General features: G+C 66.5%; 20 protein-coding genes. 8 read left to right on the forward strand and 12 right to left on the reverse strand.

Annotated features, from left to right (window positions below; translation table 11 throughout):
* Positions 1 to 260: 260 nt before the first annotated feature.
* A complete protein-coding gene (locus tag FHR22_RS19430; RefSeq protein WP_243853890.1) occupies positions 261 to 1,757 on the reverse strand; it encodes a M28 family peptidase in 1,497 nt (498 codons plus the stop codon).
* Between the two features lie 113 nt (positions 1,758 to 1,870).
* Positions 1,871 to 2,689 carry an HpcH/HpaI aldolase/citrate lyase family protein gene (locus FHR22_RS19435; protein ID WP_166945358.1) on the reverse strand — a complete coding sequence of 273 codons (819 nt, stop codon included), beginning with the start codon at positions 2,687 to 2,689 and terminating at the stop codon, positions 1,871 to 1,873.
* Positions 2,690 to 2,769: 80 nt separating this feature from the next.
* Here FHR22_RS19435 and FHR22_RS19440 point away from each other — a divergent pair, with 80 nt between their 5' ends.
* Both FHR22_RS19440 and FHR22_RS19445 read left to right on the forward strand, forming a co-directional pair.
* Positions 2,770 to 3,681 (forward strand): SPFH domain-containing protein, encoded by a 912-nt coding sequence (locus tag FHR22_RS19440; protein WP_166945360.1) that lies wholly within the window; start codon positions 2,770 to 2,772, stop codon positions 3,679 to 3,681.
* A gap of 1 nt (position 3,682) precedes the next feature.
* A complete protein-coding gene (locus FHR22_RS19445) occupies positions 3,683 to 4,129 on the forward strand; it encodes an NfeD family protein (RefSeq protein ID WP_166945362.1) in 447 nt (148 codons plus the stop codon).
* A gap of 57 nt (positions 4,130 to 4,186) precedes the next feature.
* Here the strand turns inward: FHR22_RS19445 and FHR22_RS19450 are convergent, their stop codons facing one another.
* The 3 genes from FHR22_RS19450 to FHR22_RS19460 all read right to left on the reverse strand — a co-directional run bounded on the left by FHR22_RS19450 (position 4,187) and on the right by FHR22_RS19460 (position 6,357).
* Entirely contained in the window at positions 4,187 to 4,717 is a 531-nt protein-coding gene (locus FHR22_RS19450; protein ID WP_166945364.1) for a GNAT family N-acetyltransferase, read from the reverse strand.
* A gap of 53 nt (positions 4,718 to 4,770) precedes the next feature.
* Entirely contained in the window at positions 4,771 to 5,319 is a 549-nt protein-coding gene (locus FHR22_RS19455; RefSeq protein WP_243853892.1) for a hypothetical protein, read from the reverse strand.
* A gap of 147 nt (positions 5,320 to 5,466) precedes the next feature.
* The gene (locus FHR22_RS19460) at positions 5,467 to 6,357 is read right to left on the reverse strand and encodes a metal-dependent hydrolase (protein ID WP_166945368.1); all 891 of its coding nucleotides are present in this window, start codon (positions 6,355 to 6,357) and stop codon (positions 5,467 to 5,469) included.
* A 57-nt stretch (positions 6,358 to 6,414) separates the two neighbouring features.
* Between FHR22_RS19460 and FHR22_RS19465 the strand changes: the two genes are divergently transcribed.
* The 6 genes from FHR22_RS19465 to sppA all read left to right on the forward strand — a co-directional run bounded on the left by FHR22_RS19465 (position 6,415) and on the right by sppA (position 13,775).
* A complete protein-coding gene (locus FHR22_RS19465; protein ID WP_166945370.1) occupies positions 6,415 to 7,023 on the forward strand; it encodes a TetR/AcrR family transcriptional regulator in 609 nt (202 codons plus the stop codon).
* Positions 7,024 to 7,373: 350 nt separating this feature from the next.
* The gene (obgE, locus tag FHR22_RS19470) at positions 7,374 to 8,423 is read left to right on the forward strand and encodes a GTPase ObgE (protein WP_166945372.1); all 1,050 of its coding nucleotides are present in this window, start codon (positions 7,374 to 7,376) and stop codon (positions 8,421 to 8,423) included.
* A 51-nt stretch (positions 8,424 to 8,474) separates the two neighbouring features.
* Positions 8,475 to 9,275, forward strand: coding sequence for a MipA/OmpV family protein (locus tag FHR22_RS19475; protein WP_166945374.1), 801 nt, complete (start codon positions 8,475 to 8,477; stop codon positions 9,273 to 9,275).
* Positions 9,276 to 9,696: 421 nt separating this feature from the next.
* Positions 9,697 to 10,803, forward strand: a complete 1,107-nt coding sequence (gene proB, locus FHR22_RS19480; RefSeq protein ID WP_166945376.1) for a glutamate 5-kinase — start codon at positions 9,697 to 9,699, stop codon at positions 10,801 to 10,803.
* Between the two features lie 17 nt (positions 10,804 to 10,820).
* Positions 10,821 to 11,717: an NAD-dependent epimerase/dehydratase family protein gene (locus FHR22_RS19485; protein ID WP_166945760.1), complete on the forward strand. Its 897-nt coding sequence runs from the start codon at positions 10,821 to 10,823 to the stop codon at positions 11,715 to 11,717.
* 75 nt (positions 11,718 to 11,792) lie between these two features.
* The gene (gene sppA, locus FHR22_RS19490; RefSeq protein WP_166945378.1) at positions 11,793 to 13,775 is read left to right on the forward strand and encodes a signal peptide peptidase SppA; all 1,983 of its coding nucleotides are present in this window, start codon (positions 11,793 to 11,795) and stop codon (positions 13,773 to 13,775) included.
* Between the two features lie 24 nt (positions 13,776 to 13,799).
* Here sppA and FHR22_RS19495 read toward each other — a convergent pair whose 3' ends face one another.
* The 7 genes from FHR22_RS19495 to odhB are packed head-to-tail and all read right to left on the reverse strand — an operon-like array spanning position 13,800 to position 21,126.
* Entirely contained in the window at positions 13,800 to 14,702 is a 903-nt protein-coding gene (locus FHR22_RS19495) for an alpha/beta fold hydrolase (protein ID WP_166945380.1), read from the reverse strand.
* A 19-nt stretch (positions 14,703 to 14,721) separates the two neighbouring features.
* Positions 14,722 to 16,050, reverse strand: a complete 1,329-nt coding sequence (locus FHR22_RS19500) for an oxygenase MpaB family protein (RefSeq protein ID WP_166945382.1) — start codon at positions 16,048 to 16,050, stop codon at positions 14,722 to 14,724.
* 36 nt (positions 16,051 to 16,086) lie between these two features.
* Entirely contained in the window at positions 16,087 to 16,716 is a 630-nt protein-coding gene (locus FHR22_RS19505) for a trimeric intracellular cation channel family protein (RefSeq protein ID WP_166945384.1), read from the reverse strand.
* A gap of 7 nt (positions 16,717 to 16,723) precedes the next feature.
* Positions 16,724 to 18,061 (reverse strand): amidohydrolase, encoded by a 1,338-nt coding sequence (locus tag FHR22_RS19510; protein WP_166945386.1) that lies wholly within the window; start codon positions 18,059 to 18,061, stop codon positions 16,724 to 16,726.
* A 23-nt stretch (positions 18,062 to 18,084) separates the two neighbouring features.
* Complete coding sequence (gene lpdA / locus FHR22_RS19515; protein WP_166945389.1) at positions 18,085 to 19,482, reverse strand: dihydrolipoyl dehydrogenase; 1,398 nt, start codon at positions 19,480 to 19,482, stop codon at positions 18,085 to 18,087.
* Between the two features lie 46 nt (positions 19,483 to 19,528).
* Positions 19,529 to 19,855 carry a hypothetical protein gene (locus FHR22_RS19520; RefSeq protein WP_166945391.1) on the reverse strand — a complete coding sequence of 109 codons (327 nt, stop codon included), beginning with the start codon at positions 19,853 to 19,855 and terminating at the stop codon, positions 19,529 to 19,531.
* 32 nt (positions 19,856 to 19,887) lie between these two features.
* Positions 19,888 to 21,126, reverse strand: a complete 1,239-nt coding sequence (odhB, locus tag FHR22_RS19525; RefSeq protein WP_166945393.1) for a 2-oxoglutarate dehydrogenase complex dihydrolipoyllysine-residue succinyltransferase — start codon at positions 21,124 to 21,126, stop codon at positions 19,888 to 19,890.
* Positions 21,127 to 21,152: the final 26 nt, after the last annotated feature.

Genomic DNA, 21,152 nt, shown 5'->3' on the forward strand with positions numbered 1-21,152 from the left:
GGGGTTATTATGTCGGGCGGGGCGCTCCGCTGCTTTTCACCCCCCCTTCCTTTTGGGGGGGGGGGGGGGGGGCCCCGCCGCCGAAGGCGGCGCTCTACCTCTGGCTCGCTACGCTCGCTACCCACCCCTAACCCCTCCCTAAAAGGGAGGGGAATGTCTCAAATCCACCCCAAAGCCGCCGTTTCGACAAGTCACAAATTTGTCCACGCGACCAAGCCGCCGGAGATTGCTTCGCTTCGCTCGCAATGACGATATGGAAATTATTTACCCGGCCAGCGCTGCGTATCGGCAAAGGCCCGGCCCAGCGCGACGTGCAGATCGGCATCCTCCGCCGCCCCGCCGAGCGGGATCTTGTCGGAGAAATTGTCGTTTGCGGTGTGATAATCGCTGCCCAGAAAAGCTTCGAGCAGCGGCATGTCCGAAAAGCTGCCGCCGACCATCAGCGACGTCACGCCCTTGGCACCGAGCGCCCAGCCGTCCTGCCGCTGGATGAAGGCGTCGGCTTCGCCATCCTCGTCGAGCTTGCGCCCCAGCTTCGTCGCCACGTCGCGGACCACCGCGTCATAGGTGGGCTGGCCACGCCCGATCGTCGCGACCGGCGTGCCGCGCGGCGAAATCGCGATGGTGTCGATGTTGAGCGCGACGGTGATGTCGCCGAGCGGCACGACCGGGTGATCGGCGAAATAATGGGCGCCGAGCAGCCCCTTTTCTTCCGCCGTCGTCGCCATGAAATAAATGTCGCGATCGGGCCGCGTACCGGCGGCAAGGCGCTTTGCGGCCGCGATCAGCACCGCGATCCCGCTCGCATTGTCGACGGCGCCGTTGCAGATGCGGTCGGCCGCATCGTCAGGGCGGCAGATGCCCAGATGGTCCCAATGGCCGAGGAACAGCACCGCCTTGCCATCGGGCTTCGCCCCCGGAAGCTTCGCGATGACATTATGGCTGTCGTAGGCGCGGATAATCGAGGTCGCGGCAAAGTCGGCGGTGACGGGCAGCACCGCCCCGCGATAGTCCTTGGATTTCGCCGCCTCGCGCGCGGCGGCGGCACTCTGCCCCGCCTTTGCCAGCAGCGCATCGGCGGCCTCGGCCGACAGGAAACCGCTGATCTGCGGCCCTGCCTTCGCATCGGCGAGGCGTGTCGCCTTGTCGCCCAGCGCCTCGCGCAGCTGCGCCCATGGCACCGCGTCGGTCGCGATCACCAGCACGGCAGCGGCGCCGGCATCGGCCAGCATCTGCCGCCGTTCGCGGTAGCGCGGCAATTTGTCGCCAAACGGCGCATTGTCGAACAGCATGATCGCAAGCTTGCCCTTGACGTCGGCATTCACCTTGCCGGCACCATCGACGCCATAGCCGACGAAAATCGCGGGCACGTCGGCCAGCGACACCGACGTATCGCGCCCGGTCAGGATGACGCCGCCGTCGCCCAGCGCGATGTCGCGGCCGCCGGCCTTGAACTTGGCGGTCCCGCTGACCGGCTGGACTTCGACCAGCGGCACCGGCTGCAGCCAGGGCGTGACGCTGTCCGGCACGGCTTCGAGCCCGGCCTTCGCCCATTCGCCGACGATATAGGCGATCGTGCGGTCCTCGCCGGCGGTGCCCGGCGCCCGCCCCTCGAAGGCATCGCTCGCAAGCGTCTCGATATGCCCGGCCAGTTCGGCCTCGGTGACGGGGGCATCGGCGGCAAGCACCGAAACCGGAGCGACAAAGGCGGCCAGGGCGATCGCCGCGAGTCCGGCGCGAAGCGTCATTTTCTGCATGGCCGGGCGCATCGCATGTCCGCCAATGGCAGGCAAGGCGTGTTCGTCGAACGACGAACGGTGGACCGTCCCGTTTCCCAATCCGTCATCCCGGCGAAGGCCGGGATGACAAGCTAAGAAGATCGTCCTCCCGCCCGTTCCAGCAGCACACGCGCCGCAGCGACGTGCATGTCCTCGATCATCCGCCCTTCGTGGCGCTGCGCCCCGCCCGTCGCGGCGGCGACCAACGCCTCGGCGGCGGCGATTTCACGCGCCGACGGGGCGAAAGCGATGTTGCACGGATCGACCTGCGACGGGTGGATCAGCGTCTTGCCGTCGAAACCAAGCCGTCGGCCTTCGGCCGCTTCGGCGGCGAACCCCGCCGCATCGTCGATCGCGTTATAGACGCCGTCGAAACACCAGACGCCGCCGGCGCGCGCCGCGAGTATGATCGCCTGAATCGCATGGCTCATCGCGCCGCGGTCCATTCCGTCAGGCAGTTTGAGCTCATGCGCCAGATCGTTGAGCCCCGCGATCAGTCCGAACGTCGCCGGGTCGGCGGCAATATCGCGCGCGGCGTAAATGGCGGCCGGGGTCTCGACCATCGCGAGCAGCGGCGTGCCGAGACCGCGCAGCGGGCCGAGGTCGGCGGGTTTATCAACCTTTGGCAGCACGATGGCATCGAGACTCAGCCCGGCGAGCGCCGCGATATCGGCCGTCTGCCCGGCGCTGCCGGTGGCATTCACCCGCACCGCGACGCGCTTGCCCGGAAAGCCGGCGGTCACCGCCGCGCGCATGGCAGCGCGCGCTTCGTCCTTGCGATCGGCGGGCACCGCATCCTCCAGGTCGATGATCAACATGTCGGCAGCAAGCCCCGGCGCCTTTTCGAGCGCGCGGCCATTGGAGCCGGGGACATAGAGGAGCGAGCGGGGAGGATGTTCGATGGCGGTCATGCGCTTTTCTGTGGCGCAGCCGTACCATTGTCGCAATAAGGAAGGTCATCGCGACGTGATATTTGCTGAGGGGACAATCGATGGAATTCGCACTCGCACTGGTGGTTCTGGCGCTGGTGTTCCTCGTCTGGGCGCTGACGCCCGTACGGCAGGGATTTGCCTATACGATCGAACGTTTCGGCCGCTACACGCACACCGCGCAGCCTGGCCTCAACTTCATCATGCCGATCTTCGACCGCGTCGGCCGCAAGGTGAACATGATGGAACAGGTGCTCGACATTCCGGGCCAGGAAATCATCACCAAGGACAATGCGATGGTCGCGGTCGACGGCGTCGTCTTCTTTCAGGTGCTCGACGCCGCCAAGGCCGCTTATGAAGTCAGCGACCTTTATCTGGCGATCATGAACCTGACGACGACGAACCTGCGCACCGTGATGGGATCGATGGACCTCGACGAAACCTTGTCCAAGCGCGACGAGATCAATACCCGCCTGCTGCATGTCGTCGACGATGCGACGACGCCGTGGGGGGTCAAGATCACCCGCGTCGAAATCAAGGACATCCGCCCGCCCGCCGACATTTCGAACGCGATGGCGCGGCAGATGAAGGCCGAGCGCGAGAAGCGCGCCAATATCCTCGAAGCCGAGGGTGCCCGCGCATCCGAAATCCTGCGCGCCGAGGGCGAGAAGCAGGGCCAGATCCTGCAGGCCGAGGGCCGCCGCGAGGCCGCCTTTCGCGACGCCGAAGCGCGCGAACGCGAAGCCGAGGCCGAAGCCAAGGCGACGCAGATGGTGTCCGATGCGATCGCGGGCGGCAACGCACAGGCGATCAACTATTTCATCGCACAAAAATATGTCGAGGCGGTGAGCCAGTTCGCGACCAGCCCCAATGCCAAGACGATCCTGTTCCCGGTCGAGGCAACGCAGTTGATCGGTACGCTCGGCGGCATCGGCGAACTCGCCAAGGATGCGCTCGAGCGCAAGGGAGGCTGACATGCCGGGCTTCATCGCCAATATGGACCCGCACTGGGTGTGGCTGTCGGTCGGCGTCCTGCTCGTCGCGGCCGAGATCGTCGCTCCCGGCTTCTTCCTCATTTGGATCGGCGCCGCGGCGATCGTCACCGGCGTTCTCGCGTGGGTCCTGCCGCTCGGCATCCCGCTCCAGCTCGGCATCTTCGCCGTGCTGGCGATCGTCGCGCTCTATGGCGGGCGCCGCTGGCTGAAGGCGAACCCGATCACCACCACCGACCCGCATCTCAACCAGCGCGGCGGGCGGCTGGTCGGCGAAGTGCTGACCGTGACCAAGGCGATCGAGGATGGCCGCGGTCGCGCCAAGGTCGGCGACGGCGAATGGCCGGTACGCGGGCCCGACGTCGCCGAGGGCGCAAAAGTCCGCGTTGTCAGCGCCGACGGCAGCGTGCTGGTGGTCGAGGCGGTTTGAGCGCATTTTTTTCGTCACCCCGGCGAAGGCCGGGATGACAAGATATAAAATGGCGCTTTACCCACCCCTCGGCCGCGCATAAATCGCCACCACATGTCCCAGCGCATCGCTCTCGCCGATGCGCCCGAACCCCAGTTTCGCGGCGACCTTTTCTGACGCCGCATTGCCGGGGTCGATGATGCAGCGGATTTCCGGCGCATCGAGATGGGCGTCGGCCCAGCCAAAGATCGCGGTCATCGCCTCGGTGGCATAGCCCGCGCCCCAATGATCGGCGTCGAACGCCCACCCCGCTTCGGGCACGCCCTCGAGCTCGGCTATGCCACGGCAGAAGTAACTGAGCCCGCCCTGCCCGATCAGCCGGTCGGTCGCCCGGTCGGCGAACACCCAATAGCCGAAGCCCATCACCGGCCACAGCCCGGCCGAGCCAAGGAATTTGCCCCAGCTGACGTCGGGCGCACGCGGTTCGCCGCCGATGAAGCGGGTGACGCGTTCGTCGGCCCACATCGCGATATGGACGTCCTTGTCGGAAAAAAGATGCGGCCGAAGGCGCAGGCGTTCGGTCTCGATGACGGGAGGCGCGGTGATCATCGTGCCGGGATGCCCAAGCCGGCGAAGCAGGTCAATCGGGGATCGGGCGGCGATCACGCGGCGATCAGGAAATGATCGAACAGGTCATGGAGCACCGCCTTGCCGTCGATCGCCGGCTTGGCGCGCAGGACGACGAGCGTGTCGGCGGACGCGACGATATCGCTATGCTCCAGCACGACATGATACTGCAGCCGGTCGCGAAAATCGTGGACCAGCAGCGGACAGGCGGGGGCGCAGTGGATCAGGCTCTGCAATATGCAGGCAACACGAAAGCGCCCGTCGACGAGCACGACATCGGGACTGCCGCGCATCCCGCGCCAAACCGCGGCATGATAGCGCGGCCAGTCGCGCATGCGGCGTTCATCCACCGGATAGCCCCATTCGCCGACCGGGCCGATATCGGCATGAAAGGGCGTGAAGTCGCATTCCGCCAGCGCGGGATCGCCCGCGACCTTCGCCAGCCAGGCCGGATCGCTGTCGACGCTGACGATGCGCGGCACCTGACGCGCCGCGGTCACCGTGCTGCCGCCGCAGCCGAATTCGAGCAGGGAGGCTTTGCCGGCCAGCTGGCGTTCGAACAACGCGATTTCGGATGCGGACATATGCGGCTGCATCGCTCTCCCTTCCTCTCTACGGGAATATGGGACAGCCCCGCACGCGTCCACCCCGGAGGCGGAGGTAGGCCGCTCGGGGTAAAAGCCCGCCTGTCGCACCGCGCCGAAGGCGCCGGCGCCCGCTCCGGCGGCTGATCAGGCCGCGGCGGCCGCCAGTTCGGGCGACGATGCCTGCGCGGGCATCACCGCATCGGCGTAGTCGCTTTCATATTTCTTGATCAGCGCGCGGTCGTCGTGATTCCACGGATGGAAGCCCGGCATGAAATAGGCGAGCCAGGGCAGGAAGCTGCGGCGGAGGATGCCGGGCTTGCCGAGCAGATACCACGAGATACGCGCCGAGACGCGCCACCCGGTCAGCCCGTCTTGCTTCAACAATGCCTTCATGCCGCGCACCCGCTTCGGCCAGAAACGCGTCGTGATGATCAGCATCATCAGCGACTTGGCCTTCCACCGCCGCCATCGGCTCCAGTCCTTCGTCGCGTGGAGCCAGGTGTCGTAAGCGACACCCTTATGCTCGATCTCCTCGATCGCGTGCCATTTCCACAGCGCTCCCCATTCCTCTTCGGCGCCCTCGTACATCGCCGGGTCCTTAAGCATGATCGCCGCCATCATCGCGGTATAATGTTCGAGCGCGATCGTCGCCATCAGGTTGACGATCGGCGGGCGGCTCCGGATCAATTCCATGATGTGGTCGACGTCGGCTTCGAGCTCGGACAGGTCGTACCCCGCCTCGGCCGCCTTGCGGTTGAAGACGACGTGCTCGCGGCTGTGGATTACTTCCTGCTGGGTAAAGGCGCGGATTTCGCGCGCCAGCTTCTCGCCCACCCCGTCGCGATGCGCCTTCACCGCCTCGATGAACATCGCCTCGCCCTTGGGAAAGGTCACCGACAAGGCGGTGTGGAAAGCCGACCCGATCGGGTCGCCGTTCAGCCACCAGCGCCCCTGTTGGCCGTTACGGCCGAAGCGGCGGTCGCGCGGGGTGATCGCCAGATCGGCGGGGGTTGGCGAGCGGGAAAGGCTGGACATATGGATCATACCGTCGAAAAGGGATATCGGGGTCGGCAATAGGGTTTACTTACATCTATGTCAATAGTGAAAAAGCGTCTGAGTCCCGAGGAAAGCCGGTCCGCCGCGCTCGAAGCGGCGCGATTGATCCTGATCGAAATGGGGCCGCAGGCGGTAACGCTGAAAGCCGTGGCCTCGCGGATCGATCGCACCCACGCCAATCTGCTGCATCATTTCGGCAGCGCCGCGGGGTTGCAAAAGGCGCTCGCGGCCTATCTTGCCGATACGGTGTGCGAGACGATCGGGCAAAAAATGGCCGAATCGCCGCCCGGCGAACGCAATATGCGCGAGATCGTCGATCTCGCCTTCGATGCTTTCGACAGCGGCGGCGCGGGTGCGCTGGCGACCTGGATGTCGGCGACGGGCAATGAAGGCGCGCTCGACCCGGTGATCGACGCGATCCACCGGCTGATCGACGGCATGGCGCCCGACGCGCACGAAAAGCGCCTGATGCACGAGGATACGCTGGCGCTCGTCCTGATGGCGATGGGCGATGCGCAACTCGGCGGCCCGATGGCCGAAGCGCTCGCGCTGCCACGCGACACGGCGCGCGCGCTGGCTTGCGAGCTGATCACCGGACGGATCGCGGCCTTCTGGGCGGAACAGGGCGGCAAGCCGGCGAGCTGAAGACACCGGGTGAACGGCGGGTCTCGGCTGGAAGCTGCCGTTCCCTTCGTCGTCACCCCGGACTTGATCCGGGGTCCCGCTGGACGTCGAAACCTGCGCCACCTTCAAAAAAGCGGGATCCCGGGTCAAGCCCGGGATGACGAAGTGAGAGGTCGAAAAGGGCCGTTATGGACATTAACTCATAATCGTCGCCCCCGCGAAGGCGGGGGCCGCCGTCGGCCTGGCGCAAGGTTGCCAGCGGCCCCCGCCTTCGCGGGGGCGACGGTTATTAGTCTGCGTGGAAACGTCCGCTCCCACCCCAAGGCAGACGATAGCTGGCCAAATCGCCCCCATCGCCCTAAAGGGCGGCCATGCATTTCCTCGACCAAGCCAAGATCTTCATCAAGTCCGGCGACGGCGGCCCCGGTGCCGTGTCGTTCCGGCGCGAGAAATATGTCGAATATGGGGGCCCCGACGGCGGCAATGGCGGCAAGGGCGGCGACCTGATCTTCGAAGCCGTCGCCGGGCTCAACACGCTGATCGACTTTCGTTATACCCAGCATTTCAAGGCGAAGCGCGGCACGCCCGGCGCGGGCCGCGACCGCACCGGCGCGGGCGGCCCCGACCTTGTCATCCAGGTCCCGATCGGCACCCAGATCCTCGACGACGACGAGGATCGCAGCCTGCTCGCCGACCTGACCAAGGAAGGCGAACGCCTTGTCTTCCTGCGCGGCGGCGACGGCGGGCGCGGCAATGCGAGCTACAAGACGAGCACCAATCGCGCCCCGCGCCAGCACGGTCCGGGCTGGCCGGGCGAAGAAATGTGGGTATGGCTGCGATTGAAGCTGCTCGCCGACGCGGGGCTCGTCGGCCTGCCCAATGCGGGCAAGTCGACCTTCATCAACGCGGTGTCCAATGCGCAGGCCAAGGTCGGTGCCTATGCCTTCACGACGCTTCGCCCGCAGCTCGGCGTCGTCAGCCACAAGGGGCATGAGTTCGTCGTCGCCGACATCCCCGGATTGATCGAGGGTGCGGCGGAAGGCGCCGGGGTCGGCGATCGCTTCCTCGGCCATATCGAGCGCTGCCGCGTGCTGCTCCACCTCGTCGATGCCAACGATACCGATGTCGCGACGAGTTACCGCATCGTCCGCGACGAGCTTGAGGCCTATGGCGCCGACCTCGTCGACAAGCCGGTGATCGTCGCCTTGAACAAGGTCGACACGCTCGACGAAGAGCTCATCGACGCGCTGTCCGCCGAACTGGCTGCGGAAAGCGGCCATCCGGTGATGGCGATGTCGGGGGCCAGCGGCGCGGGCATCGACGTCGTGCTCGACAAATTGCTGGAAGCGGTCGGGCTGCCCGAACCGGGCGCCGACGAGGACGACGCACCCGGCGAACCGGGCGCATGGTCGCCGCTTTAGGAACGAAAACCGCGAATGGGGATTTCATCGAGGAACAACAAGGAGTTCGCGATGCCCGGATATCGTTTTTCCGTCAGCACCCTGCTTTCAGCCTCTCTTTGCGTCGCCCTGACAGCGACCGCCAGCGCGCAGGAAGGCGAAGGCGGGACAAAGCGCACACGCCTCATCCTCGGTCCGCAACTCTCGCCGGCCTGGCCCGGGGCGAAGGATATGACGATCGGCCCCTATGTCGACCTGTCGCGCTCGCCCGAAGGAACGCCATTCGAATTTGAGGCGCCCGATGAAAGCTTCGGCTCGCCGCTTGTCCATGCGGGCGATTTTGCCTTCGGCCCGGCGTTCGGCTTCATCGGCAAGCGCACCGCCGCCGATGTCGAGGCCAATTTGCCCAAGGTCGGCCTGTCGATCGAGGCTGGCGGCTTTGCGCAGGTTTCACTCACCCCCGAATTCCGCATCCGCGTCGAAGGGCGCAAGGGGCTGAGCGGGCACAAGGGATGGGTCGGCGAAGTCAGCGCCGATTATATTGCACGCGACGGCGATGACTGGCTATTCTCTATCGGACCACGCGTGACGCTCGGCGATGCGAAATATCAACGCGCCTATTTCGGCGTTACCCCCACGGCATCGACCGCGTCGGGACTGGCCGCCTTCGACCCCGGCGGCGGCGTCCAGTCGGTCGGTGTAACCGCGGGTTATCTCCGCCAACTCGGCAAGCGCTGGGGGATCGGGGTCTATGGCCGCTACGACCGGCTGATCGGCGACGCGGCCGATTCGCCCGTCGTCCGTCACAGCGGCTCGCGCAGCCAACCCTCGGCGGGAATCGCGCTCAGCTACACGTTCGGCGGCGAGCGATAGCGGCCGGGAATTGCTGCCTGCGATGGCAGCTTTCGGCCGATTGCCGCCATTACCCTTATCGTCACCCCGGACTTGATCCGGGGTCCCGCTCGAAGTCAAAGACGGATTATGCGGTCAAAAAGCGGGATCCCGGGTCAAGCCCGGGATGACGAGAGTGGGTGGTGCCTGTGGCAGCTCTCCACCCCAAAGCCGACACCGAAAAAATCCCTGTCCTACATTATCGCGCGGGCATAGCGTCGCCCCCATGAACATTCCGTGCCCGTCCCGATCGACCGCAGCCACCGGCCGATCGCGGAACGAGCACCACAGGAAGAGGGGTATGTAGTGTGACCTTTGTGACCTTCGGAATAAAATTGCGCGACGGCCCCTCGCCGCGACATTCGCATTGGCGGCGCGCGGCCATCGCGCTATCGGCGGCGCCATGAGCCTGTTTCCGCCCGCCGCCTGTTCCCGCCTGATCGTCAAGATCGGATCGGCGCTGCTCGTCGATCCCGACGGCGCGGTGCGGCGCGACTGGCTGGCGGGCATCGCCGCCGACATCGCGGCGCGCGCCCGCGACGGCCAGCAGGTCGCCGTCGTCTCGTCGGGTGCCATCGCGCTCGGCGCGCGGCGGCTCGGGCTGGCAAAGGGCGGCCGCGCGAGCCTCGAGGATGCACAGGCGGCGGCAGCCACCGGGCAGATCGCCTTGAGCCAGGTCTGGGCCGAAGTGCTCGGCGCCGAAGGTCTCACCGCGGCGCAGATGCTCGTCACGCTGGACGATCTCGAACATCGCCGCCGCTATCTCAATGCATCGGCGACCCTCGACCGCCTCCTCAATCTGGGCGTGGTGCCGATCATCAACGAAAATGACAGCGTCGCGACCGAGGAAATCCGTTTCGGCGACAACGACCGCCTCGCCGCGCGCGTCGCGCAGGCGGCGGGCGCGGGCGGGGTCATCCTGCTGTCCGACATCGACGGCCTCTACGACCGCAACCCCGCGCAAGCGGGCGCGGTGCATATCGCGCGCATCGACCGCATCGACGCCGCGATCGAGGCGATGGCCGACACCGGATCGGCGTCGGGCATGGGATCGGGCGGCATGGTGTCGAAGATCGCGGCGGCCCGCATCGCCAATGCCGCGGGCGCGCACCTCGCCATCGCATCGGGGCGGATCGACCGGCCCTTGTCGACCGAGGCGCGACACACGCTGTTCGCCGCCGAACGCGGCGCGAGCGCGCGCAAGGCATGGCTCGCAGGCGGGCTCACCGCCAAGGGACGGCTTGCCATCGACGCGGGCGCGGTGAAGGCGCTCCATGGCGGCGCCAGCCTACTCGCGGCGGGGGTCACCGCGGCGTCGGGCGCTTTCGCGCGCGGCGACATCCTCGACATTGCGGGACCCGACGGGCGCGTCATCGCACGCGGCCTTTCGGAATATCCCGCCGCCGATGCCGCCGCGATCCTCGGGCTCGGGCGCGATGCGCAGGAGGCCGCACTCGGCTATGCCCCCCGCACCGCGATGGTTCACCGCGACCATATGGTGCTGTTGTGACCAGGGCGACGCTCGCGATGACCGGCGCGACCGGTTTCGTCGGCGGTGCGACGCTGCGACAGGCGGTGGCAGCGGGCTGGCACGTCCGCGCCCTCACCCGCCGCTCGCAGCCGGAACAGGAGGGTATAACCTGGATAGCGGGCGCGCTCGACCAGCCCGACAGCCTCGCCGAACTGGCCGGCGGCAGCGACGTCGTGATGCATATCGCGGGGGTGGTGAACGTGCCGACCCGCGCGGCATTCGAAGCGGGCAATGCGACCGCGACCGCGCATATGGTCGATGCAGCGCGCGGCGCGGGCGTGACGCGCTTCATCCATGTTTCCTCGCTCGCGGCGCGCGAGAAGGATCTGTCGAACTATAGCTGGTCGAAGGCGCGCGCCGAAACGATCGTGCAGGCCAGCGGGCTCGACTGGACGATCGTTCGCCCGCCCGCAGTCTTCGGCCCCGGCGATACCGAGATGCTCGATATGTTCCGGATGGCCCGGCGCGGCATCGCGCTGGTACCGAACGGCCGGCTGTCGGTCATCCATGTCGACGAACTCGCGCGCCTGCTCGTCGCGCTCGCGGGTGATCGCGATGCCAGCATCGGCGCGATTTACGAGCCCGACGACGGGCGCGCGAAGGGCTGGTCGCACCGCAGCTTCGCCCGGGCGATCGGCCGCGCGGTCGGGCGGCACCATGTCTCGACGCTCGCGACCCCGGCGCTGCTGCTGAAGGCCGGCGGGCGGATCGACACGTTCGTCCGCCGCAGCCGCGCCAAGCTGACCCCCGATCGCGCGCGCTATATCGCGCATCCCGACTGGGTGGTTGCCGAAGGCGCGTGTCCGCCCGCGGACCTCTGGCGCCCCGAAATCGATACCGGCGACGCGCTGGCGGAGACAGTGCGCTGGTATCGCCGCGAAAACTGGCTCTGACGCCCGTGGCACACGATGGCCCGCCCGTCGAAGCGTGCATTGCCAAGGGCGGGCGGCGTCCCTAGATTTGCCCGCATGACCGACACCTCTCCCGACACCAGCAATTCCGCCGGCCCATGGGCCATCCCCGTGCGCCGGCCGCTGCCGGGCGATGACAAGCCCAGGGGCACGACCAGCTTTCCGCGCAAGGTCTGGCACCTGCTCGTCGCCTTGAAGGACGGGCTGGCGCTCGTCTTCCTGCTCATCTTCTTTGCCCTGCTCTTCGGCCTGCTCGCGGGGCGTCCCAACGCCGGCCTGCCGGTCGCCCAAGGCGCGCTGCAGATCGACCTCGACGGCATCGTCACCGAACAGCCGTCCGAAATCGATCCGCTCGCGGCCTTGTCGGGCGGCAACAACCTCAAGGAAATCCGCGTCCGCGACGTCGTCCACGCACTCGAAACCGCCGCCGACGACAAACGCGTGACCTCGGTCGTCCTCGACCTCGACCGCTTCCTCGGCGGCGGGCAGGTGTCGCTCGCCGAAATCGGCGGCGCGATCGACAAGGTGCGCGCGAAGAAAAAGCCCGTGCTCGCCTTTGCGACCGCCTACACCACCGACAGCTATCAGGTCGCGGCGCATGCCAGCGAAATCTGGGCCGACGGCATCGGCGGCGTCGCCATCGCCGGGCCCGGCGGATCGCGCCTTTATTACAAGGGACTGATGGACCGGCTCGGCGTCACCGCGCACATCTATCGCGTCGGCACCTTCAAGAGCGCGGTCGAACCCTATCTGCGCGCCGACCAGTCGCCCGAAGCGAAGGAAGCCGACCTCGCTTACGCCGGCGCGCTGTGGGAAAACTGGCTGAGCGACGTCAAGAAGGCGCGGCCGAAAGCGAAGATCGATCCCTATATCGCCGACACCGCGGGCGCGATCCGCGCCGCGGGCAACGACCTCAGCAAGGCGTCGCTCGACGCCGGGTTGATCGACAAGATCGGCGGCCGCATGGCGTTCGACAGCCGCGTCGCCGAAATCAGCGGCGCGCAGGACGACAGCCAGCCGTGGACTTATAATGCGATCCCGCTCGAAAACTGGGTCGCCGCCAATCCGCCGCAGGAAAGCGGCAGCCGGATCGCGGTCGTTCCCATCGTCGGCGAAATCGTCGACGGCGAAGCATCGAACGGCAGCGCCGGCGGCGAAACCATCGCCCAGCATATCCTCGACGCCGCCGCCGACAGCAGCGTGAAAGCGATCGTCCTGCGCGTCGATTCGCCGGGCGGTTCGGTGCTTGCGTCCGAACAAATCCGTCAGGCGACGCTCGCCGCCAAGGCCAAGAAGCTGCCGGTCGTCGTGTCGATGGCCAATGTCGCGGCATCGGGCGGCTATTGGGTCGCGACCCCCGCCGACCGCATCTTCGCCGAGCCCGAAACGATCACCGGCTCGATCGGCGTCTTCGGCATCCTGCCGAGCTTCGAACAGACGCTCGCCAAGGTCGGGGTCACCACCGACGGGATCCAGACGACACCCCTGTCGGGCCAGCCGGACATTCTCGGCGGCGTCAGCGAGGATTTCAACGCGATGGCGCAGGCGAGCGTCGAGGACGTCTATGCCCGCTTCACCGGCCTCGTCGCCAAGAGCCGCAAGCAGCCGCTCGAAAAAATCCAGGCGATTGCCGAGGGGCGCGTCTGGGCAGGCGGCACCGCGCGCCAGATCGGGCTGGTCGACCAGTTCGGCGGCTTGCCCGACGCGCTCGCCGCCGCGGCGAAGCTCGCGAAGATCGACGGCGGCTATTACGCCAAATATTTCGAGGACGAGCCGAGCGAATTCTCGAAAATGCTCGCAAGCTGGTCGAGCGCCGAGCAACCCGCCGCCGCCGCGCCGCGCGGCTGGTTCGGCATCGCCGCGATGAACCGCCAGCTTGCCGAGCGCCGGATATTGCAGGACCTGTCGCTGCTGACCCAGGCGGGGTCGATTCAGGCATCATGCCTCGATTGCCGCGCCTATCTGCCCGCAGTGCCGCTGGCAGGGAAAGCCGCCGAGGCGAAGGGATGGCTGGGGACGCTGGCTTTGCTGCTGAAATAACCTCACCCCGGCGGGCTGGGGAATTTATGCCGCTACGGTCACGCTTCTGGCGTGCTCCGCAATCGCATCGGCCAGCGTATCGACCAGCGCCAGCGGCAAATCATGCCCCATCCCCGGGATCGTCAGCAGCCGCGCGCCGGCGATATTCGCCGCCGTGTCGCGTCCTCCGGCGATCGGTACCAGCGGATCGGCCTCGCCATGGATCACCAGGGTCGGCGCCTTGATATCCTTCAGCATCGCGCGCCGGTCGCCGTCGGCGACGATCGCCGCCATCTGCCGCGCGACACCCTGCGGATACCAGCCGCGTTCGAAATCGCTCCGTACCCGGCGCTGCAATCGCTCCTCGGTCGCGGGATAGCCCGGGCTGCCGATCACCCGCGCGGCGCGCACCGAATAGGCGATCATATCCTCCTTGTCGCCGCTCATCGGCCGGTTCGCGAGCACCTGCATCGCCTCCCTGTTCGCACGCGGCAGGCGGCGGTTGCCGGTGGTCGACATGATCGAGGTCAGTGACAGCACGCGGTCTGGGTAGCGCGCGGCGATATGCTGCGATATCATCCCGCCCATCGAGGCGCCGACGACATGCGCGCGCTTGATCCCCAGATGGTCGAGCAACGCCGTGCCATCAGCCGCCATGTCGGCAAGCGTATAGGCGGGTCGGACCGGCAGGCCGATCGCCGCCTTCACGAACATCCATTTGAGGTTCGGAACCCCCGCCGTCTCGAACCGCGTCGACAGGCCGACGTCGCGATTGTCGTAGCGGATGGTGCGGAAACCATGCGCGTTCAGCGCGTCGACAAACTCGTCGGGCCACAGGGTCAACTGCCCGCCCAGCCCCATCACCAGCAGGATCACCGGCGCGTCGCGCGGCCCCTTGTCCTCATAGGCGATGCTGACGCCGTTGGCGCTCGTCTGCTCTGTCGTCATGAAAACTCCCTGTCAGGCCTCAGCTGGCGCTCGCCGGGCGATAATGGGCGGCGTCCGAGGTGAATTCGGCGCGGCCATAGCCGGCAAGCTGGCGCTCGATCCGGTGCACAAGCCGCCGGTCGGCCAGATGGCGGATGATCGGCAGGCGCGAGGCAAGGCGATAGGCGGTCATGCGGCCGGCGATGCCGAGCATCGTCGCGCCGTAGATCAGCCGGTCGCGGCGCGTGACCGGCACGCCCACCCCTGCGGCGCTTTCCTCGTTGCCGGCAAGGAAGGCCTTGACGAAGAAAACGCGGCTGGTCGATCGTTCGAGGCGGCGCTTGATGCGCGCCTTGGGCGAAACATCGTTCGACAGTTCGGCATCCATCGTCGCGCGGAGCAGGTTACCGCAAACCTGATCGTCATAAGCGTAGCGCAGCGTCGCGCTGCGCGTCCGCCAGATGCGGACGATCTCCTGCGGCGTGTCGGCGAGCAGATCCTCCGGCAAGCCAAGGAGATAGCAGCGGTAACGCGCCAGCTCGACCCGCGCGCGTTCGAGCCGGGTGAAGCGGGTGCGCCCCTTGGCAAGCACCCCCTGCGACAGGAAGTAAACGGGGATCAGTCCCGCGGGCATCTGGTCGAGCTGCGGGATCGGCACGCCATAGGTGTCGATGTCCCACATGCCGGGGCGCGACAGTATGTTGACCCGCACCATCGAATGCATCAGTCGCACCATCGCCGCCGCCTTGAACCCCGGCCCAAAGCGATCGAGCGCGCCGGGCAAGGCCGTGGTGGCGAAAAAGGTCGCGGTTTCCTTGACCCGCCGCGCCGCGGTCGCGTGGCCGAGCGTCCCGGTGAGCGCCATCGGCATGGCCGAATATTTGTTGAGGAAGGTCGCGATGAAGGCGCCGCGGATCAGGAAGGGTGACAGGTTCGCGGTCGCGTTGCGCTCATAGGCCGCGCCTTCCTCGACCAGCGTCCTGTCGAGCCAGTCGGGCTTATGCTCCATCTCGGCGATCAGCGCGGCGAGTTCGGGCGGCGCGTCCTCCACCGTTTCGATACCCGTGTCGCACGCCCGGACGAGCATCGCGACGCTGCGCTGAAAACCGAGCTTGGGCATCAGCGCGGCATAGGCATCGCCGGCCCGGTCGCCGAGCATCGTATATTCGCGAATGCGCGCAAGAAGGTCGGCGTCATCCAGATAGGCGGCGCGGTCGATGCCGCGGACGCCGCCGAGTTCGCTCACCGCTTCGGGTTCGGGCGCCCAGCGTTCGGGGGGCTTGTCGAAATCGAAACGACCGAAGAGACCGGGCAAGGCGGCGGCTTGTCCGCGCACCTGGCCGGCGATCGTGCTGACATCCATGTTCATAACGCCAACCTGCCACAGATTCGCGATTTGGCAAGTCTAACCGCCTTGGGGCCCGCGATAGGCCGGCAGCGCGAGCGACCAGTGGATCGCCGCGCCGCGCAAAATGAAACCCGCGACCGCCCCGGTCACCGCCGCGACCGGCGTTCCCGCGCCCAGCCATTGCAGGAACAGAAACAGCCCCGACGCAAGCGCCGCCGCGGTCACATAGACTTCGGGGCGCATGATGATCGACGGAACGCCGGCAAGGATATCGCGGATCGTGCCGCCGACGCAGCCGGTGATCACGCCCATCATCAACGCCGGAAAGGGCGGCACGCCCCAGGCCAAAGCCTTTGCGGCACCGAAAACGGCATAAGCGGCGAGCCCGACCGCATCGGCCCATTCGAGCAACTGCCCCGGCCACCAGCGTTCGGGCGTCACCCATACGATCAGCGCGATCGCGATACACACCGCGGCGATCGCGCCATCCTGGACCCAGAAGACCGGCGCGCCGATGAGGAGGTCGCGCACGCTGCCACCGCCGACCCCGGTGACCAGCGCGAAGAAGCTCGCGGTCACCAGCGTCTGGCGCAGCCGTACCGCCATCAGCGCGCCCGACAGGGCGAACACGCCGATGCCGATCAGATCGAGCAGGCGGATCAGCAACGCATTGTCGAGCCCCAGCATGCGCCGGCTATTCCGGCGTTGGCCGCACGCCGCCGATGATCGACAGCATGATCGCGGTCACGGCATTGCGGATGGCGGGTTCGGCGCTGGGCGCGAAGAAGGGCGAATGGTTGGTCGGCGCGGGTTCGCCTTTCGTCTTCAGCCCGGCAAGCACCGCCGGGTCGTAGCCACCGATCCCGAAGAAAAGCGACGGCACGCCGGCATCGACGAATTCGGAATAATCCTCGCTACCCGACATCGGCGCCGTGCTCGCGGAAGCGAAGACCAGCCCCTTGCCGAACACCGGCGTCAGTGCCGCGACCGCGGCATTCGCCATCGTCTCGTCATTCACCATTACGCCCGTGCCGCTGAGATAGCGGATCGTCGGTTCGGGTGCATTGCCCATCGCCGCGGCTGCCCTGGCGACGCGCGCGGTGCCATCCTGCAGCAGCTTGCGCACGTCGGGCGACTGCGAGCGCAGATTGACCTTAATCTCGGCGCTGTCGGGAATGATGTTGGGCGCGCTGCCCGCATTGATCGCCCCGATCGTCAGCACGCCGAAAACCGCCGGATCCTTTTCGCGGCTGATCACTGTCTGCGTGTCGGTAATGAAACGCGCGGCGATCGGAATCGGATCGATCGTCGCCGCAGGCATCGAGCCATGTCCTCCGCGGCCGTGAAAGGTGATCGAATAGCTGTCCGACGCCGACGACGAAGCGCCCGCCTTGATCGCGACAACTCCGGACGGAAGGTTCGATACGTGCGCCGCGAAACCGAAATCGGGTTTCGGGAAGCGTTTGAACAGCCCATCGTCGAGCATCGCGCGCGCGCCGGTCAGCGGTTCTTCGGCCGGCTGGCCGATCAGCATGATAGTCCCCGACCAGCGGTCGCGCATCGCCGACAGAGCCTGTGCCACACCGACGAGGTAGGCGACGTGCGTATCGTGGCCGCATGCGTGCATGACGGGCACGTCGCGCCCCTCATAGGTCGCGCGCGCCTTGCTCGACCAGGCGAGCCCGGTCTTTTCCTCCATCGGCAGCGCGTCCATATCGGCGCGGACAAGGATCGTGGGACCCTCGCCATTCTTCAGCAGGCCGACGACCCCGGTCCCGCCCACCTTCTCGGTTACCGTGAAGCCCGCCTTGCGGAGATGCTGCGCCAGGATGCCTGCGGTGCGAACTTCCTGCATCCCGAGTTCGGGATGCAGGTGCAGGTCCTTGTAAAGCGCTTCGAGTGCGGGATAATTTTTGTCGAGGATCGCCGTCAGCTGCGCATTGGCTGCTGTAAGATCGGGTGCCGCCTCGGCGGTTGTCGCGGCGAGCGGGAGAGCAAGCGAAGCTGCTCCCAGGAGCCAATGCTTCGCCATATCTCTCTCCCCCATTTTGTTCGTCAGACGTGGATCGGCTTGCCCGTCACCGCCATCGCGGCTTCCTTGATCGCCTCGCTGTGTGTCGGATGCGCGTGGCAAGTGTATGCGATGTCTTCGGAGGTTGCACCGAATTCCATCGCCTGCGCGGCCTGCGCGATCATCGTTCCGGCGACGCTCGCGATGCACCACACGCCGAGCACGCGGTCGGTCTTCGCGTCGGCGATCACCTTCACGAAACCGTCGGGTTCGTGGTTGGTCTTGGCGCGGCTGTTCGCCATCATCGGGAATTTGCCGACCTTGACCTCGCCCTTTTCCTTCGCCTGCTCTTCAGTCAGGCCGACGCCGGCGATTTCGGGCCAAGTGTAGACGACCGACGGGATGACGTCGTGATTCACGATGCCGGTCTGGCCCGCGATATTTTCGGCGCAGGCGATGCCTTCGTCCTCGGCCTTGTGCGCGAGCATCGGGCCGGGAATCACGTCGCCGATCGCCCAGATGCCGGGGACCTGCGTGCTGAAATCATGATCGGTTTCGATCTGGCCGCGCTGGTTGACAGCCAGTCCCGCCTTATCAAGCGCGAGACCGTCGGTGTTAGGCTTGCGCCCGATCGACACCAGAACGACGTCAGCCTCCAGCGTCTCGGCTTCGCCGCCGGCGGCGGGTTCGAGCGTCAGTACGGCCTTCTTGCCCTTGACGACGGCCTTGGTGACCTTCGTCTTGAGCTTGAATTCGATCCCCTGTTTCTTGAAGATCTTGTTCGCTTCCTTGCGGACGTCGCCGTCCATGCCGGGCAGGATCTGGTCGAGATATTCGACGCAGGTGACCTTGGCGCCAAGGCGCCGCCAGACGCTGCCGAGTTCGAGCCCGATCACGCCGCCGCCGATCACGACCATATGGCCGGGAACCTTGGCGAGTTCGAGCGCACCGGTTGAATCGACGATGATCTGCTTGTCGTTGTCGACTTCGACGCCGGGAAGCGGGGTCACCGACGAACCGGTGGCGATGATGATATTCTTCGCGCGATAGGTCTTGCCCGCGACCTCCACGCTATCCTTCGACGTGAACTGCGCATAGCCTTTCAGCCAGTCGATCTTGTTCTTCTTGAACAGAAATTCGATGCCGCCGGTCAGACCCTTGACCGCATCCTTGCGCTGGCCGTGCATCGTCCCGAGATCGAGTTCGGGCTTCACCTTGATGCCCATCGCCGCCATCGCGCCGCCCGCGGCGGCTTCGAAATATTCGGAGGCGTGTAGCATCGCCTTCGAGGGGATGCAGCCGACGTTGAGGCAAGTGCCGCCCAGCGTCTCGCGCCCTTCGGCGCACGCGGTCTTGAGGCCCAGCTGCGCCGCGCGGATCGCCGCGACATAACCGCCGGGACCGGCACCGATGACAAGGACGTCGTAGTCGTAATCAGCCATGTTCATTCTACCTCAATTACTGCCTGCCGCCGCGAGGCGTGTCCGCTCAAACCGGCAGCCCGGATTTTGCAGCGCATTCCTTCATAACTGGCGTCGCCGTTTCGGGCGACAGACTCATCAATTCCGATGCGCTATATTTCTTGACCAATGCGTCCGCCGCACATTTGCAGACTTCCGCAATCTTGTCTGCCGGTGCCCCGCCGCCTGCGGCGGCAGAGCGGCACGACTTGCCGAACTTTTCGACGAACTGGGTCTTGAACCCGTCCTCGAACCCCTTTTGCATCGAGTTGTCGCCCTCGCCGCAACTTGCCAAACCGGCCACTGTCGCGGACAGCACGAACAGCAGGACCGGTCTTGCGGAAAAGCGCGTCATCGGTTGCGGCTCCTTTGCAAAGGAAATCGAAATCAAAGATCGATCAGCAGCCGCGTCGGATCCTCGATCGCTTCCTTGATCGTCTTCAGGAAGGTCACCGCTTCGCGGCCATCGACCAGGCGGTGATCATAGCTCATCGCGATATACATCATCGGACGGATGACGATCTCACCGCCCCGCACGACCGGGCGATCCTCGATGCGATGAAGGCCGAGCACCGCCGACTGCGGCGGGTTGATGATCGGGGTCGACATCAGGCCGCCGAACACGCCGCCGTTCGAAATGGTGAAGGTGCCACCGGTCATGTCGTCCATCGTCAGCGTGCCTTCCTTGGCACGCTTGCCGAGGTCGGCGATCGCCTTCTCGATGTCGGCGAACGACAGGCTCTCGGCGTTGCGGACGACCGGCACGACGAGGCCGTTGGGGGCGCTGACTGCGACCGAGACGTCGAGATAATCGTGATAGACGATCTCGTCGCCGTCGATCCGCGCATTGACCGCCGGAATGTCATGCGCGGCGAGTGCGACCGCCTTGGTGAAGAAGCTCATGAAACCGAGGCGAACACCATGCTTCTTCTCGAACGTCTCGCGATATTTTTCGCGCGTTTCCATCACCGCCGACATGTCGACGTCGTTGAACGTCGTCAGCATCGCCGCGGTGTCCTGCGCCGACTTCAGCCGCTTTGCGATCGTCTGGCGCATACGCGTCATCTTGACACGCTCTTCCTTGCGGCCCGGAGCGCTGCTGACGACGGGTGCGGGCGCGGCAGGCGCTGCGGTGGCGGCCGGAGCAGGCGCGGGCGCGGTGTTCGCGGCGGCCAGCACGTCTTCCTTGGTCAGCCGGCCGTCCTTGCCGCTGCCCTTGATCTTCGTCGGGTCGACGCCATGCTCGAGGACGAGGCGGCGGACCGCGGGCGACATGGTGGTGACGGTGTCGACGCCATCCTCTGCCGGCGCTGCGGTGGCGGCCGGTGCCGGCGCCGCCGCTTCGGCCTTCGCGGCTGGTGAAGCCGCCGGAGCAGCCGCCTTGCCGTCACCTGCTTCGATCGTCGCGATCACCGCGCCGACGTTGACGGTATCGCCGACGGCGACCACCTGCTGGCCCATCACCCCGGCAACGGGCGAGGGAACCTCGACCGCGACCTTGTCGGTCTCGAGGCTCGCGATCGGCTCGTCGACCGCGACGGCCTCGCCGGGCTGCTTCAGCCATTCGCCGATTGTTGCTTCGGTAACGCTTTCGCCCAGCGCGGGGACTTTGACTTCGGTGCTCATAGATGCAGTTCCTTGGGGGCTTAGGC

It is taken from the genome of Sphingopyxis panaciterrae (assembly GCF_011762125.1).
Lineage (GTDB): Bacteria > Pseudomonadota > Alphaproteobacteria > Sphingomonadales > Sphingomonadaceae > Sphingopyxis > Sphingopyxis panaciterrae.

Bases quoted from the DNA above. Each gene is read 5' to 3' on its own strand.
- FHR22_RS19430 (WP_243853890.1), bottom strand. From the start codon at position 1,757: ATGCAGAAAATGACGCTTCGCGCCGGACTCGCGGCGATCGCCCTGGCC.
- FHR22_RS19435 (WP_166945358.1), bottom strand. From the start codon at position 2,689: ATGACCGCCATCGAACATCCTCCCCGCTCGCTCCTCTATGTCCCCGGC.
- FHR22_RS19440 (WP_166945360.1), top strand. From the start codon at position 2,770: ATGGAATTCGCACTCGCACTGGTGGTTCTGGCGCTGGTGTTCCTCGTC.
- FHR22_RS19445 (WP_166945362.1), top strand. From the start codon at position 3,683: ATGCCGGGCTTCATCGCCAATATGGACCCGCACTGGGTGTGGCTGTCG.
- FHR22_RS19450 (WP_166945364.1), bottom strand. From the start codon at position 4,717: ATGATCACCGCGCCTCCCGTCATCGAGACCGAACGCCTGCGCCTTCGG.
- FHR22_RS19455 (WP_243853892.1), bottom strand. From the start codon at position 5,319: ATGTCCGCATCCGAAATCGCGTTGTTCGAACGCCAGCTGGCCGGCAAA.
- FHR22_RS19460 (WP_166945368.1), bottom strand. From the start codon at position 6,357: ATGTCCAGCCTTTCCCGCTCGCCAACCCCCGCCGATCTGGCGATCACC.
- FHR22_RS19465 (WP_166945370.1), top strand. From the start codon at position 6,415: ATGTCAATAGTGAAAAAGCGTCTGAGTCCCGAGGAAAGCCGGTCCGCC.
- obgE (WP_166945372.1), top strand. From the start codon at position 7,374: ATGCATTTCCTCGACCAAGCCAAGATCTTCATCAAGTCCGGCGACGGC.
- FHR22_RS19475 (WP_166945374.1), top strand. From the start codon at position 8,475: ATGCCCGGATATCGTTTTTCCGTCAGCACCCTGCTTTCAGCCTCTCTT.
- proB (WP_166945376.1), top strand. From the start codon at position 9,697: ATGAGCCTGTTTCCGCCCGCCGCCTGTTCCCGCCTGATCGTCAAGATC.
- FHR22_RS19485 (WP_166945760.1), top strand. From the start codon at position 10,821: ATGACCGGCGCGACCGGTTTCGTCGGCGGTGCGACGCTGCGACAGGCG.
- sppA (WP_166945378.1), top strand. From the start codon at position 11,793: ATGACCGACACCTCTCCCGACACCAGCAATTCCGCCGGCCCATGGGCC.
- FHR22_RS19495 (WP_166945380.1), bottom strand. From the start codon at position 14,702: ATGACGACAGAGCAGACGAGCGCCAACGGCGTCAGCATCGCCTATGAG.
- FHR22_RS19500 (WP_166945382.1), bottom strand. From the start codon at position 16,050: ATGAACATGGATGTCAGCACGATCGCCGGCCAGGTGCGCGGACAAGCC.
- FHR22_RS19505 (WP_166945384.1), bottom strand. From the start codon at position 16,716: ATGCTGGGGCTCGACAATGCGTTGCTGATCCGCCTGCTCGATCTGATC.
- FHR22_RS19510 (WP_166945386.1), bottom strand. From the start codon at position 18,061: ATGGCGAAGCATTGGCTCCTGGGAGCAGCTTCGCTTGCTCTCCCGCTC.
- lpdA (WP_166945389.1), bottom strand. From the start codon at position 19,482: ATGGCTGATTACGACTACGACGTCCTTGTCATCGGTGCCGGTCCCGGC.
- FHR22_RS19520 (WP_166945391.1), bottom strand. From the start codon at position 19,855: ATGACGCGCTTTTCCGCAAGACCGGTCCTGCTGTTCGTGCTGTCCGCG.
- odhB (WP_166945393.1), bottom strand. From the start codon at position 21,126: ATGAGCACCGAAGTCAAAGTCCCCGCGCTGGGCGAAAGCGTTACCGAA.